Origin of the sequence: Kineosporia sp. R_H_3, from assembly GCF_002198675.1 — a bacterium.
In the GTDB taxonomy this organism is placed as follows: domain Bacteria; phylum Actinomycetota; class Actinomycetes; order Actinomycetales; family Kineosporiaceae; genus R-H-3.
In genome coordinates, this window is record NZ_MWLL01000191.1 from 15,851 (window position 1) to 30,088 (window position 14,238).

Consider the following 14,238-nt stretch of genomic DNA (forward strand, 5'->3'; position numbering starts at 1 on the left):
CCAGGAGTTCCCTTGCCAGATCCTCTCCCCCGCCAGCTGCCCCGCTGGTCCGAGCTGCGCCCCCTGCTGCAGCTCGCACCGCCGGCCCGGCGAGCCGCCCGCGTCGCCGGGGCGGGCAGCATCGACGACCTGCGCGCCCTGGCCCGTCGCTACACCCCGCGCGCTGCGTTCGACTACGTCGACGGCGCCGCGGAGACCGAGCTGTCCCTCACCCGCGCCCGGCTGGCCTTCGAGAGGGTCGAGTTCCGTCCCCGCGTCCTCGTCGACGTCTCCGACCCCCGACCGGCCACCACGATCCTCGGCCGCCCCGCCGCCTTGCCCGTAGTGCTGGCGCCCACCGGCTTCACCCGTATGATGCACCACCGCGGCGAGTTCGCCGTCGCCCCCGCAGCAGCCCGCGCCGGGGTCCCCTACGCGCTGTCGACCATGGGCACCGTCTCCCCCGAACGGCTCGCCGCCGCCCAAGGGGACGACGGCGCCGACCGGTGGTTCCAGCTCTACTTGTGGCGCGACCGTGGCGCCAGCAAGGAACTCATCGCTCGCGCCGCCGACAGCGGCTTCCGCACCCTCGTCCTCACCGTCGACACCCCCGTCGCCGGCGCCCGCCTGCGCGACGTCCGCAACGGGCTGACCATTCCCCCCGCACTCACCGCCCGCACACTCGCCGACATGGCCCGGCACCCCTCGTGGTGGCTCAACCTGCTGACCACCGAGCCCCTTGCCTTCGCCTCTTTGACCTCCACCAACGGCACCGTCGCCACGCTGGTTGACAGCGTCTTCGACCCCGCCGCCGACCAGGACGACCTCGACTGGTTGCGCGGCACCTGGGACGGACCACTCGTGGTCAAGGGTGTGCAGACCGCCGAGGACGCGCGCCGCATGGTCGATGCCGGCGCCGACGCCGTCGTGGTGTCCAACCACGGGGGCCGACAGCTCGACCGGGCCGTCACCCCGCTGGAGGAACTACCCGCCGTCCTCGACCTTGTGAGCGACCGGGCAGAGGTCTACCTCGACGGCGGAATCCGCAACGGCGCCGATGTCGTGGCCGCCGTGGCCCTCGGCGCGCGCGCCTGCCTGGTCGGCCGCGCCTACCTCTACGGCCTCATGGCCGGTGGCGAGGCTGGGGTAGAGCGGGTCCTGGAGATCTTGTCCGCCGACATCCGGCGGACCATGGCGCTGCTCGGTGCAGCGACCCTCGACGAGCTGGACGCCGGGTCCGTACGACTCCGAGGCACCTGTGCCTGAGCAGACGGGCGAGGACGCCGCATGACCGGCTCCGCCGACGTCGTCACCGCGCTGAGCGAGGTGCTGCCGGCCGACCGGCTGGTCACCGACTCCGACGTGCTGGCCTCCTATGCCCACGACGAGGCCGAGTGGGCGCCGTGGGAGCTGCCCGCCGCGGTCGTCCGGGCCCGCAGCGCCGAGGAGGTGCAGGCCGTCGTCCGGGCCTGCATCGAGCACCGGGTCCCGGTCGTGCCGCGCGGGGCGGGCACCGGGCTGTCCGGCGGGGCCAACGCCACCGCCGGCGCCGTGGTCGTCTCCCTGGAGGCGATGGACGCGGTGCTGGAGGTCGACGAGCTCGAGCGGTTCGCCGTCGTCCAGCCCGGCGTGGTCAACGACCACCTGCGCGAGCACGTCGCCCGGCACGGCCTCTGGTACCCGCCGGACCCGGCGTCCTCCCCCTGGTCGACCATCGGCGGCAACGTGGCCACCAACGCGGGCGGCGTGTGCTGCGTGAAGTACGGCGTCACCCGCGACTACGTCCTGGGCCTGCAGGTGGTCACCGGCACCGGCGAGCTGGTCCGGCTCGGCCGCCGCACGGCGAAGGGCGTGGCCGGCTACGACCTCACCGGCCTGCTGGTCGGCAGCGAGGGCACGCTGGGCATCATCACCGAGGTCACCGTGAGGCTGCGGCCGCTGCGCGACCCCGAACGCACGGTCGCCGGCTACTTCGACTCCGTCGTCGCCGCCGGCGAGGCGGTCACCGCCGTCGCCGCCGCGGGCCTGACGCCCTCGGCGCTGGAGCTGGTCGACCGGCACTGCCTGGCCGCCGTCGACGCCTGGAAGAACATGGGCCTGTCCGCCGACGCCGAGGTCGTGCTGCTCGGCCGCGTGGACACCCCCGGTGCCGCCGGGGACACCGAGGCGGAGGCGCTGCTGACCGCCTTCGAGGCCGGCGGCGCGTCCTGGGCCGCGGTGAGCACCGACCCCGAGGAGGCCGACGCGCTGTTCGCCGCCCGCAGGCTCGCCTACCCCGCGCTGGAGCGGCTGGGCCCGCTGCTGACCGAGGACGTCTGCGTGCCCAAGGCCGCCGTCCCCGCCATGCTGGCCCGCATCGAGGCCATCGGCGCGGCGCACGACGTGCGCATCGCCAACATCGCGCACGCCGGCGACGGCAACCTGCACCCGCTGCTGTCCACCCCACCCGGCGACGACGACGCCCGCGACCGCGCCCTGCAGGCTTTCCACGAGATCATCGACGCGGCCCTGGAGATGGGCGGCACGGTCACCGGCGAGCACGGCGTCGGCCTGCTCAAGCGCGACGGGCTGGCAGCTGAGGTCTCCCCCGCCGTCCTGGACATGCACCGCGCGGTCAAGGCCGCCCTGGACCCCCACGGCGTCCTCAACCCCGGCAAGGTCTTCCGAACCCCGAGCGAGGGGACTGCGCGTTGAGCAGGGCCGATGAGCCACAGGGGGGTTGACGTCGAGGACGGTCTCGTCGGCGTTGGTCACGGCGCCTGCTCGCGCTCGCTGGGGTGCCGCAACGCTGGATCGGTCCGCGTGTCGGATCGATCCGCTGTGCGCAGGCAGGTCGTCCGATCCCGATCGTCCTGCGTGGCGCGGGCGGTCAGTGTTCAGGGGGTGGCCTGGAGCGCTTGCTCCAGACGACGCGTCAACCGCCGAGCGGACTCGACGACGCGTGCGGAGACGACGGAGCCGCGGCCGTTCAGCCGCGACGATGGGCCGGCCACCGAGATCGCCGCCACTGCGAGCAGTTCGGCGCCGCCCTGGTCCACCATGACCGGAGCCGCCACCGACGACAGGCCGACCTCGTACTCCTCGATCGAGCGGGCGAAGCCTGCCCGGCGCACCTCCTCGAGCGTGGCGGTGAGCCCGTCACCCTCGATGTCGAGGTCCGGCAGCAGTCGCTGCAGGGAGCGGGGGAGCCACCACGCGAGGTCGCCGACCACGGCCATCGCCGCGGGCACGAGAGTCATCCTGACGAGGAAGGCGTCGACGAGGGTCCCCGCGGCGAGCGCGAAGCCGATCTGCTTGATCATCGGGTCGGAGTTGGTGACGAACCGCGGCGAAGACCGAGGGCATGATCGCCGCTGCGGCGACGACCCGAGCGGCCTGGTCGAAGCCGTGGGTGATCGCCTCGTCCCGTGGTAGCCGTGGACGTGGGCCTCCCTTGACGGAGGAGACCAGGAAGACCTCGTAGTCCATGGCCAGTCCGTACAGCACGCCGGTGACGATGATCGGCAGGAGGCTGAGCACCGGCGAGGACGCACGCCATGATGGGCGCCATGGCGCACCGACCTCGCGGGCTGATCCTCGACCTGTTCGGCGACTATCTCCGGTACGCCGACGGAGAGGTGCGCCTCGGCCACCTCGCGACGCTGCTCGAGGCGTTCGACGTCGGCGCCCCGACGGTTCGGGTGACGCTGTCGCGGCTGCGCCGAGACGGCTGGTTCGAGACCGAACGCGTGGGTCGCGAGACGCTCTACCGGCTCACCCCGGGGATGCTCGACGTCCTCGACGAGGGGCGCGCGCGAATCTTCGCGCAGCCGGTGACCGAGTGGTCGGGACGCTGGACGATGGTCATCTACCAGATGACCGAGTCCGAGCGGCAGGAGCGCAACGAGCTGCGCAAGACGTTGGCGTGGCACGGCTTCGGCCCGTTGTCCGCAGCCACCTGGCTGGCGCCGGGCGATCGGCGCAAGGAGGCCCGGGCCTTCGTCGACCCGTTGCTCACCGGTGAGCGCGTCGACATCCTCGCCTGCAGCTCGGAGGGCCTGGAGCACGACCGGGACCTGGCGCGGCGCTGCTGGGACCTCGACGCCCTCGCGGCGGAGTACAGCGAGTTCGTGCGGGATCACCAGCGACTGGTCAGGGCCGCCACGAAGCTGACCGGCGCCGAGGCGCTGGTCGCGAGGACGGAGGTGATCGGCACCTACCGGCACTTCCCGTTCCGTGACCCGCGGCTGCCCTCGGAGCTGCGTCCCGAGCCCTGGCCCGGTGTGGAGGCGTACCAGCTGTTCCGGACGGTCCACAGCGCGCTCGGCCCGGCAGCACGCCAGTACGTCGGCGCGGTCATCGGGCGCGACCTTCCGGAGCCGGACCCTCCGGCGACCTGACCGGGGCCGGCCTCAGGACCCGAGGCGGGCGGCGACGTCCGCCCGCAGCGCCTTCTTGTCGATCTTCCCGACCTTCGTCGAGAGGAGCTCGTCGACGACCTCGAGGCGTTCGGGCCACTTGTACTTCGCCACCTGCTCGGCGGCCATGGCCGCACGGACCTGCTCGAGGGTGAGCGTCGCCCCGGGCTTGAGGACTGCGTACAGGCAGACCTTCTCGCCCAGCTCCGGGTCGGGCATCGCGACGGCCGCGACCTGCGCGACCTGCGGGAGCAGGTAGGCCAGGTTCTCGACCTCCTCGGCGCTGATCTTCTCGCCGCCACGGTTGATCATGTCCTTGTCCCGGCCCTCGACGACGAGGTTGCCCTCGGGCGTGAGCCGGCAGACGTCCCCCGACCGGTACCAGCCGTCCGGGGTGAACGCGCGGGCGTTCTGCTCGGGCGCCCGGTAGTAGCCACGGGGCGTGTAGGGCCCGCGGGTGAGGAGCGAGCCGGGCGTGCCTGCCGGGACGTCCCGGTCGAGCTCGTCGACGAGCCGGACCTCGTCGCCGTCGCTCATCGGTCGCCCCTGAGTGGTGCAGACAACGTCGTCCGGGTCGTCGAGGCGGGTGTAGTTGAGCAGCCCCTCGGCCATCCCGAAGACCTGCTGCAGGCGGGCGCCGAGCCGCGGGCCGATCTGCCGCGCGACCTCGTCGGCGAGCCGCGCGCCGCCGACCTGGAGCACGGCCAGCGTGCGCAGCTGGCCGGCGCCGTGCTCCTCGGCGTGGTGGAGCCAGCGCTGCGCGACGGCCGGGACGGCGGCGGTCACGGTCACGCCTTCGGCATCGACGACCGCGAAGGCCCGCTCCGGCTCCGGCGAGGCGAGCATGACGACGCGGCCGCCGTTGAGGTACGTCCCGAGGATCCCGGGGCACGCGAGCGGGAAGTTGTGCGAGGCGGGCAGGGCGACGAGGTACACCGTGGAGGCGTCGAACCCGCTCACCTGCGCGCTGCGCCGGGCGTTGTAGACGTAGTCGTCGTGGGTGCGGGCGATGAGCTTGGGCAGCCCGGTGGTCCCGCCGGAGAGCAGGAAGACCGCGACGTCGCGCGAGTCCGGCGGGGCGGCGTCCCAGCGGGCACGGAGCCCGGCGGCCTCGTCCGGCGAGGGTTCGGCGGCCAGCGCGGTGAGGTCGCTCGACCCGTCGCGGACGTCGTCGGCGACGACGAGGAGGTGTTCGAGGACCGGGGATGCGGCGGCCAGGTCGGCCGCCATCGCCCGGTGGTCGAACCCGCGCAGCGCGCCGGGGACGGCGATGGCCCGCGCCTGGCTGTGCTGCACGAGGTAGCTGAGCTCGTGGTGGCGGTGCGCCGGCAGTGCCATGACGGGCACGATCCCGCTGCGCAGGCACGCCAGGGTGAGGACGACGAACTGCCAGCAGTTGGGCAGCTGGACGACGATCCGGTCGCCGCGTTCGAGACCGAGGTCGTCGAGAAGCCGAGCGGCGAGGGCGTCGGACCGGGCGACGAGCTGGGCGTAGCCGAGCCGGACGTCGCCGTCGACGAGCGCGACGCGCTCGGGAGCCTGGTCGGCGACGGCCCACAGCTCGTGCCCGAAGGACACGCCGCGCCACCAGCCGCGGGCGACGTACTCCGCCGCGACGTCCTGCGGCCACGGCACGACGCCGTCCGCGATCGGGCTGACGGCGGTGGTGGACTCGCCCATCTCGTGCACCTTCCTGTGCTGGATGTCTGCTGCGGCCGGCCGTCGGTCAGGGCCGCGCGAGGACGACGACGGCGTCGAGGGCCAGCAGGCCGTCGGCCGTGGCCCGTAGCGGGTTGACCTCGACGGACTCGATCTCCGGATGTGCGCGGAGCAGGTCGCCGAGGGCGGCGACGACGGCACCGACCGCGGCCCGGTCGACGACCGGGCCGCCGCGGAAGCCGTCGAGGAGCGCCTGGGCGGCGACGTCGTCGAGGAGCTCGGCCGCCTCGTCGGGCGGCAGCGGGGCAGGCGCGGTCGCGACGTCCGCGAGCGCCTCGGCGACGACACCGCCGAGACCGACGAGGACGACGGGCCCGAAGACCGCGTCCCGGGCGGCGCCGACGATGAGGTCGAGCCCCGGCGGGGCCATTGCCTCGACGAGGTACCGCCGGGCGCCGGCGGCGGCCTCGACGGCGTCGAGGGCCGCCTCGAGCTGTGCGTCGTCCCGGACGCCGAGGACGACGCCCCCGACGTCGCTCTTGTGCGTCACGGCCGCGTCGAGCAGCTTGACGGCGACCGCGCCGCCGAGGTCGCGCAGCGCTGCGCGGGCGGCGTCGCGGTCGGCGCAGGCCCGTCGGGCCGGGGTCGCGATGCCGAGCCGGCCGAGCAGGGTCTTCGCGTCGTGCTCGTCGAGGGCGTCGTCGCCGGGGCCGGCCGCCGGCACGTCGATCGCCTGTGCCGGAACGGGTCCGGCGTCGCCGGCTCGGCGGCGGGCGGCGCGGTGCTGCGCCGCCGCGTCGTCGACGAGGGCGGTGACGGCGTTCGTCAGCGCGGTGGGGCTGCCGAGCACGGGGACGTCCCGGGACCGCAGGGCGTCGCGGGCCTCGGTGACCTGGTCCGGCGGACCGCCGGTGGCGACGACGGCGGGCAGGGGGCCGGTGCGGGCGAAGACGGCCTGCAGGTCGAGGCTGTCCGGCTCCGACAGGGCGTACACGCTGAGGAGGTCGACGGCGGGATCGGCTGCGACGGCGCGGAGCACGTCGTCGAAGCTGGGCCCGGGGCGGCCGGTGTCGACCGGGTTCGCCTGGTAGGTCAGGGGAGGCAGCAGCTCGCCGAGCCGTCGCTGCGTGGCTTCCGCGAGCGTCGGGACGGCGATTCCCCGGCCGCGCAGGCCGTCGGTGTGCAGCAGCCCCGGGCCGGCCTGGCCGGTGACGACCGCGACCCCGGCGGCCCGGGTCGGCGGCAGGCGCAGCGCGGACAGGGCCGTCACCGCGTCGACGAGGGCGCGCTCGTCGTCCACGAGGACGGCACCCGCCTGGCGCAGCGCGGCCCGGGTCACGCGCCAGGACGTGGCAAGCGCACCGGTGTGGGAGCGGGCGAAGTCGGCGACGTCGTTGCGGCCGACGACGAGCGCGACGACCGGCACGCGCCCGGCGAGCGCGCGCACCGCGGCGGCGAGCGCCGGTCCGTCCGCGACGGACTCGACGTGCAGGGCGACGGCCCGGGTTGCGGCGTCGTCGACGAGGAAGCGCAGGACGTCAGGAGTGGAGACGTCGACCGCGTTGCCGAGCCCGACGGCGAGCGAGACACCGACCCCGGCGTCGGCGAGCATGAACGCGAGCGCGTGGTTGACCCCGCCGCTGGCCGCCACGACGGCGACCGGGCCGGCCGGGACCGATGCCGCGCCGGGCACGAAGGACGCCGTGAGCCGGTCCCTGGGGACGACGAACCCGGAGGTGTTGGGGCCCAGCAGGACGATGCCGCAGTCCGAGGCCGCGGCGAGCAGGTCCTGCTGGTGGCCGATGCCCGCACCGCCGGCTTCGGCGTACCCGCCGGAGCAGACCAGCGCGGCCCGGGCGCCGCCGGCGGCGGCGTCGCGCAGTGCCGCGGCGCTGGCGGCCGCCGGGACGCAGAGCACCGCGAGGTCGAGCGGGGCGTCGACCGCCTGCGCGGCGTCGACGACCGTCGCGAACCGGCCGGCGGCGGGGTCGGGGTCGCGCGGGTTGACGCCGACCACGGGTCCGCCGAACCCGCGCAGCGAGCGCGCCATGACGGCCCCGAGCTTGGAGGCGTCACGGGAGGCGCCGACGACAGCGACGCCGCGTGGCGCGAACAGCGGCCGGAGCCGTTCGTCCACTGGCGTCCGAGGTGTGTCCGAGCCCGTCTGCGCCACGCGCAGGTCGGCCGTCACGGAGTCCCCGGCAGCCCGGTCCCGACGAGGTCGGCCCGCCCGGAGAGCACCTCGGTCACCGCGGCGTCCGCGTCGAAGACCTCGGGGACCAGGAGCGTGGTGGCGCCGTGGCCGAGACGTGCCTCCTCGCAGACGAGTCGCCGGGTCAGGGCGTTGCCGCCGCGGACGGCGACGAGCACCGGCCCGGCGGCGAGGCCCTTGGCGACTGCCTCGAGAACCGGCGGGAGGTCCGCCTCGGACTGCGGCGCGTCGACCTGCAGCGCCCAGTCGCCGTCCCCGGCCGGCTCGGTGCGCAGCGGCAGCGGCGAGTCCCCGGTCAGGTGCACCGCGACGTCGTCGACGGGGACGACGCGGCCGGGGACGACCCGGCCCGCCACGATCGCGCCGCTGTCGAGCACCGGGCCACCGTGCTCGGCGAGCCAGCGCTCGTGGGTGGCGTCGACGAAGGTCGCGTCCCGGCGGCGCAGCCGGGCGTCGGTCAGCGAGCGGGTGAAGAAGTGGTAGGCGAACTGCCACGGCGGCAGCGTGTCGTAGGTGCGGCCGAAGTGCTCCCACCAGGACAGGCTGGGCCGGGCCGAGCCCTGGATCTTCGCGACCTGGGGCTGGCGGACCTGCTGGTAGGTCGCGAGCGCGGCGTCGATCCCCTCGGGGGTGCCGGGCTGGGCGTCGAGCGCGGCGACGAGCTCGATCGCGTCCTCCATCGCCATCTTCGTGCCGGAGCCGACGGAGAAGTGGGCGGTGTGCGCGGCATCGCCGAGGATCGCGACGGCCGTACCGCCGACCCGGTGGTACCAGCGGGCCGCCCGCCGGGTCCGGAAGTCGGCCCACCGGGAGTTGTTGACGAGCAGATCGTGCCCGTCGAGCTGGCCGGCGAACAGGTCGCGCAGGTAGGCCCGGGAGTTCTCGTCGCTCGGGCCGGGGGGCTGGGCGGTGTCGAACTCGTCGAGGCCGGCGGCCCGCCAGGACTCCTCGTCGGTCTCGACGATGAACGTCGAGACGCCACCGCCGATCGGGTACCCGTGGACGGCGAAGACGCCGTGCGGGCCGCGTTCGTGGACGAACGTGAGGCCGTCGTAGGGGTAGGTCGTGCCGAGCCAGATGAACTTCACCGCGGCGGTCTCGATCGAGGGCTCGAAGACGTCGGCGAACTTCTCGCGCAGCCGCGAGTTGGCGCCGTCGGCGGCCACGACGAGGTCGTAGCCGCCGGCGAGCAGGTCGTCCGGGTCAGCGGCGGTCGAGAAGCGGACGTCGACCCCGGCCTGCCTGGCGCGCTCCTGCATGAGGCGCAGCAGCGTGCGGCGCTCGACGGCTGCCATCCCGTTGCCGCCGCATCCCAGGCGCTCACCATGCAGCCGGACCTCGATCCGGTCCCAGTGCACACCGTGATCGGTGAGGGCGTCCCGCAGGACCGGGTCGGCGTCGTGGATGCCGGCGAGCGTGGCGTCGGAGAACACGACGCCGAAGCCGAAGGTGTCGTCGGCCTGGTTCCGCTCGAAGACGGTGACCTCACGGGAGGGGTCCGAGGACTTCGCCAGGGCCGCCAGGAACAGGCCGCCGGGGCCGCCGCCGAGCACCGCGATCTTCATCGACCACTCCTCAACCACCACGTGTCACTCTCGGGTCGTCCGGCATTCGCCAGACACATCTCGGAAGCGGGCGCCACGATCGGACGAGGGCCTGCAGTGCCGTGCGTGTCAGGCCGCGAGGAGGGCCTTGGCCAGCGCCTCGGGCTGGGTGAAGCACGCCTCGTGGCTGCCGGGCGCCGCCTGCGCGACGACACCGAGCCGGTCGGCGAAACGGGCCCAGCCGTACTCCCCCGGCGGCAGAGCGACGTCCTGCTCGCTGAGCACGTACGCGACCGGGACGCCGAGCGTCGCCGGGTCGATCGGCTCGACCGTCTGGGTGAAGTACTGGTACGGCTGCGGGACCATGAGCGAATGGACGATCCGCTGGGTCTCCTCCGAGGCGTCGTTCATGAAGGCCGCCTGCCAGACCTCGTAGGGCAACGAGACGCTGTTGTTGCCCGACGCTCCGGCGAGCATCCCGAAGAGCTCCTGGTACTGCGGCGGGACCTCGTCGTACAGGCTGCGTCCCGCGGCAGGGACGAACGCGCTCCAGTAGACGAGCTTGCGCAGGCGGCCGGCGAGCGCCGGAGCTGCACCCGTGATGGGGTAGCCGCCCCAGCTGTGCCCGACGAGCGTCACGTCGCGCAGGTCCTCGCCCTCGACCAGTTCGACGACGGAACGGACGACGTCGGCGAGGGAGAAGCGGGTCGGGTCGTCGCCGTCCGACAGGCCCGGGAGCGTCGGGGCGTACACCGGGTGGCCCGCGGCACGCAGGTGCTCGGCAACCGCGTGCCAAGCCCAGCCGCCGTGCCAGGCGCCTGTGACGAGGACGAAAGGCTGGGACATGGTCACTCCTCTGGGTCTGCCGGCCTACCATTATGTTTCATTCTCCTGCCGCGCCGCGCCACATTGACACATGAACCGCATCGCCGCAAGACCCCGTCGGGTGGCGGGATCCGGTGCCTGCGCGTCACAGTCCGTCGGTCACGGCATCCGCGGCAACGCCGAGTGCGGCGACGAGATCGGGCATGCGCTCCTTGCGGTAGCGCACCGTCGGCATGGACACCGACACCGCGGCCACCGCATCACCGTCCGCGTCGAGAACGGCCCGACCGACGGCGGCCAGGCCGCGCTCGGAACGTCCGAGGTTGAGGGCGATGCCCGTTCGCCTGACCGCGCGCAGGTCGGCATGCAGCCGACGCAGATCCGGCATCTCGTCCGGGCGGTCGGCGAAGCGGTCGGCACCGTAGAGCGCGTCGACGCGCTCCGGGCTGAGCGCGGCCAGCAGGACGAGCCCGCCCGTCACCATGTGCGCGGGGAAGACCATGCCTTCCCGGCTGCCGACCCGCAGCGCCTGGTCGCACTCGACGGAGGCGATGAACCGGATCGTGGTGCCGATCCGGACGGAGAGGTTGCACGTCTCGCCGAGCGTGTCGACGAGGACCCGCATCGGCTCCGACGCCGCAGCACGCAGCCGGGCGACGTCCGAGGGGGAACGGCTCGAGAGCTCGAGGATCGGGCCGGCCCGGTACGCCCGGTCCTCGTCCTGGACGGCGAAGTCCCGGTACACCAGCGCCTGCAGCAGCCGGTGCGCCGTCGAGCGGGCGACGCCGAGCCGGTCCGCCGCGGCCGAGACGGTGAGCGGTCCCTCGACCTGCAGGACGACGGCGAGCCGCAGGGCGTGGTCGACGCTCGTGGCCCCGTAGGTGGGCGGGGTCTTCATGGGGACCGACGCGCGCGCCATCAGACCTCCGGGAGTTGATTCTGCTGTGCAGAATCCTATGTTCCGCTCCGCGCCGGGCGGGTGACCATCGAGCCATGACCGACACCTCGCCGTTCACCGTCGTCGCGAAGGAGGGTCCGGACCAGCCGCCGGTGACGCCGGAGCTGGAGGACCTGTACCGGGGCTTCGAGAAGGCTCTGCTCGTCCCGCTGTGGACCGAGATCGGCGGGCTCATGCCGCACCAGCCGGCCTCGAAGGCCACCCCGCACCTGTGGGAGTGGACGACCCTGGTCGAGCTCGCCGGGAAGGCCGGCGAGCTCGTGCCAGTCGGTCGCGGCGGCGAACGCCGGGCGATCGCGCTGGCGAACCCGAGCCTGGGCGGCCGCCCGTACGCGACGCCGACGCTGTGGGCCGCGATCCAGTACCTCATGCCCGGCGAGGACGCCCCCGAGCACCGGCACACCCAGAACGCGTTCCGGTTCGTCGTCGAGGGCGAGGGCGTCTGGACCGTCGTCGAGCGCGACCCGGTCCCGATGCGCCGCGGGGACTTCCTGCCCCAGGCCGGGATGCACTGGCACGCCCACCACAACGCGGCGTCGACGCCGATGGCGTGGATCGACGGCCTCGACATCCCGTTCCAGTACGAGGTGGAGAGCCAGTTCTTCGACTTCGGGCGCGACACGATCTCCGAGGCAGAGCACGCGACGCCGGACCGCTCCCGGGCCGAGCGTCTCTGGGGCCACCCGGGGATCGCCCCGGTGTCGCAGCTCGGGTCGTTGCCCGGCAGCCCGCTGCTCGCCTACCGCTGGGTCGACACCGACGCCGCCCTCGTCGACCAGCTCGACCTCGAGCGCGAGGGCTTCCCAGGCGTCGTCGAGCCCGGGCACGCGCTCGTCCGGTTCACCAACCCCACCAACGGCGGCGACGTCCTGCCGACGATCCGCACCCAGTTCCACCGGGTCACCCCCGGCACCCAGACCGCGCCGCGGCGCGAGACCGGGTCGTCGGTCTACCAGGTGTTCGACGGCTCCGGCCGGGTCACCGTCGGCGACCACGCCTGGTCCGTCACCCGCGGCGACCTGTTCGTCGTCCCGTCCTGGCAGCCGTTCTCCGTCGTCTCCCAGGCCTCGGCGTCCGACTCCGACTCCGGCGCGCTCGACCTGTTCCAGTTCAGCGACGCGCCGATCCTCGAACGCCTCAACCTCTTCAAGTCCACCGTGGAGGACCACTCGTGAAGCTCGCCACCGCTCGCCTCGCGCACCGGACGGCGGCCGTCCGGGTCGAGGGCGACACCCTCGTCGAGCTGCCCTTCAGCGACGTTGGTGCGCTCCTCGCGACGCCCGGCTGGCAGGCCGCCGCCGGGCAGGACGGCCCGGCCCAAGCCGCGGACGGCGTGAGGTTCGCGCCCGTCGTCCCCGCACCGTCCAAAGTCGTGTGCGTCGGGCTCAACTACCGCAACCACATCCAGGAGATGGGGCGGGACCTGCCCGAGCACCCGACCCTGTTCTCCAAGTTCGCCGACTGCCTCGTCGGGGCGACCGACGACGTCGTCCGCCCGCCCGAGACGACGGAGTTCGACTGGGAGGTCGAGCTCGCCGCCGTCATCGGCCCCCCGGACGCCGCCCCGGTCCGCCGCGCCGACGAGGAGGCCGCGGCCGCGGCGATCGCCGGGTTCACCATCCTCAACGACGTCACCTGCCGGGACTGGCAGTTCCGCACCCGGGAGTGGCTGCAGGGCAAGAACTGGGACTCCACCACCCCGCTCGGACCTTGGCTCGTCACTCCTGACGAGGTCGGCAGCGTCCGCCCCGCACTCAAGGTCACCTGCACGGTCGACGGCGTCGTCATGCAGTCCGACACCACCGCCGACCTGCTCTTCGACCCCGTCGACCTCGTCCGCTACGTGTCCACGATGGTCCGGCTCAACCCCGGCGACGTCATCGCGACCGGCACCCCCGGCGGCGTCGGCCACGCCCGCAAACCCCCGCTCTACCTCGCCGGCGGCGAGGTCCTCGTCACCGAGATCGAGGGCATCGGCCGGCTCAAGAACCACGTCGTCGCGGACGTGACCGCATGACGCACACCGAGACGCTCGCGTTCGTCGCCGCCGGCACGACGCTCTGCGCCGACGCCATCGCCGGCCTCGACGAAGCCGCCTTCGCCGCGCCCTCGGCGCTTCCGGGGTGGACCCGCAAGCACCTCGTCACCCACCTCGCCGCCAACGCCGAGGCCCTCATGCGCCTGCTGCACTGGGCGACCACCGGCGAACGCACCCCGATGTACTCCTCCCCCGAACAGCGAAACGCCGACATCGAGGCCGGCACACTTCGACCCGGCGCCGACCTCGCGCACTGGTTCACCACCTCCGCCGCCCGCCTCGACGACGCCCTCGCCGCTATGCCGGAGGCCGCCTGGGCCGCTGAGATCGTCACCGCCCAGGGCCGCACCGTCCCGGCCTCCCAGATCCCTTGGATGCGCGCCCGCGAAGTCCTCGTCCACGCCGCCGACCTCGGCACCGGAGTGACCTTCGCGGACCTGCCCGAGCCCTTCCTCACCACGCTCGGCGAAGAGATCCGCGCCAAGCGTTCCGGCGCGGGTGAGCCGGTCGGTGAACTCGCTGGTTCCCTCCCCGACGTCACTGCGTACCTGGCCGGCCGCGGCACCTCCGGGGTCACGACCACGGATGGCGCTCCCGCTCCCGCTCCCTCCCCTTGGCTGTGACTC

11 protein-coding genes and 1 pseudogene are annotated in these 14,238 nt (G+C 73.8%); 6 read left to right on the forward strand and 6 right to left on the reverse strand.

Annotated features, from left to right (window positions below; translation table 11 throughout):
- The first annotated feature begins 12 nt into the window (after positions 1–12).
- Complete coding sequence (locus tag ECOMGDLI_RS22730; protein ID WP_088319138.1) at positions 13–1,245, forward strand: alpha-hydroxy acid oxidase; 1,233 nt, start codon at positions 13–15, stop codon at positions 1,243–1,245.
- 21 nt (positions 1,246–1,266) lie between these two features.
- Positions 1,267–2,673, forward strand: coding sequence for an FAD-binding oxidoreductase (locus ECOMGDLI_RS22735; protein WP_088319139.1), 1,407 nt, complete (start codon positions 1,267–1,269; stop codon positions 2,671–2,673).
- Between the two features lie 182 nt (positions 2,674–2,855).
- Here ECOMGDLI_RS22735 and ECOMGDLI_RS22740 read toward each other — a convergent pair.
- A pseudogene (locus ECOMGDLI_RS22740) lies at positions 2,856–3,510 on the reverse strand (MMPL family transporter); the annotation flags it as partial.
- A 17-nt stretch (positions 3,511–3,527) separates the two neighbouring features.
- Here ECOMGDLI_RS22740 and ECOMGDLI_RS22745 point away from each other — a divergent pair.
- A complete protein-coding gene (locus ECOMGDLI_RS22745; RefSeq protein WP_088319287.1) occupies positions 3,528–4,358 on the forward strand; it encodes a PaaX family transcriptional regulator C-terminal domain-containing protein in 831 nt (276 codons plus the stop codon).
- A gap of 12 nt (positions 4,359–4,370) precedes the next feature.
- Here the strand turns inward: ECOMGDLI_RS22745 and ECOMGDLI_RS22750 are convergent, their stop codons facing one another.
- From ECOMGDLI_RS22750 to ECOMGDLI_RS22770, 5 genes are all read right to left on the reverse strand, one after another.
- A complete protein-coding gene (locus tag ECOMGDLI_RS22750; protein ID WP_088319140.1) occupies positions 4,371–6,056 on the reverse strand; it encodes a (2,3-dihydroxybenzoyl)adenylate synthase in 1,686 nt (561 codons plus the stop codon).
- A 46-nt stretch (positions 6,057–6,102) separates the two neighbouring features.
- Complete coding sequence (locus ECOMGDLI_RS22755; protein ID WP_198955107.1) at positions 6,103–8,172, reverse strand: acetate--CoA ligase family protein; 2,070 nt, start codon at positions 8,170–8,172, stop codon at positions 6,103–6,105.
- A gap of 50 nt (positions 8,173–8,222) precedes the next feature.
- Positions 8,223–9,812, reverse strand: a complete 1,590-nt coding sequence (locus ECOMGDLI_RS22760) for an FAD-dependent monooxygenase (protein WP_088319141.1) — start codon at positions 9,810–9,812, stop codon at positions 8,223–8,225.
- 108 nt (positions 9,813–9,920) lie between these two features.
- Positions 9,921–10,637 carry an alpha/beta fold hydrolase gene (locus ECOMGDLI_RS22765; RefSeq protein WP_088319142.1) on the reverse strand — a complete coding sequence of 239 codons (717 nt, stop codon included), beginning with the start codon at positions 10,635–10,637 and terminating at the stop codon, positions 9,921–9,923.
- 124 nt (positions 10,638–10,761) lie between these two features.
- A complete protein-coding gene (locus tag ECOMGDLI_RS22770; protein ID WP_198955108.1) occupies positions 10,762–11,535 on the reverse strand; it encodes an IclR family transcriptional regulator in 774 nt (257 codons plus the stop codon).
- Between the two features lie 74 nt (positions 11,536–11,609).
- Here ECOMGDLI_RS22770 and ECOMGDLI_RS22775 point away from each other — a divergent pair, with 74 nt between their 5' ends.
- Genes ECOMGDLI_RS22775 through ECOMGDLI_RS22785 form a run of 3 tightly spaced genes read left to right on the forward strand, consistent with a single transcriptional unit; the run spans position 11,610 to position 14,235 of the window.
- A complete protein-coding gene (locus ECOMGDLI_RS22775; protein WP_088319143.1) occupies positions 11,610–12,749 on the forward strand; it encodes a cupin domain-containing protein in 1,140 nt (379 codons plus the stop codon).
- Positions 12,746–13,591 carry a fumarylacetoacetate hydrolase family protein gene (locus ECOMGDLI_RS22780; RefSeq protein WP_088319144.1) on the forward strand — a complete coding sequence of 282 codons (846 nt, stop codon included), beginning with the start codon at positions 12,746–12,748 and terminating at the stop codon, positions 13,589–13,591. Before ECOMGDLI_RS22775 ends, ECOMGDLI_RS22780 begins: the two co-directional genes overlap by 4 nt.
- Complete coding sequence (locus ECOMGDLI_RS22785) at positions 13,588–14,235, forward strand: maleylpyruvate isomerase family mycothiol-dependent enzyme (protein ID WP_088319145.1); 648 nt, start codon at positions 13,588–13,590, stop codon at positions 14,233–14,235. The genes ECOMGDLI_RS22780 and ECOMGDLI_RS22785 overlap by 4 nt, the downstream gene beginning before the upstream one ends.
- Positions 14,236–14,238: the final 3 nt, after the last annotated feature.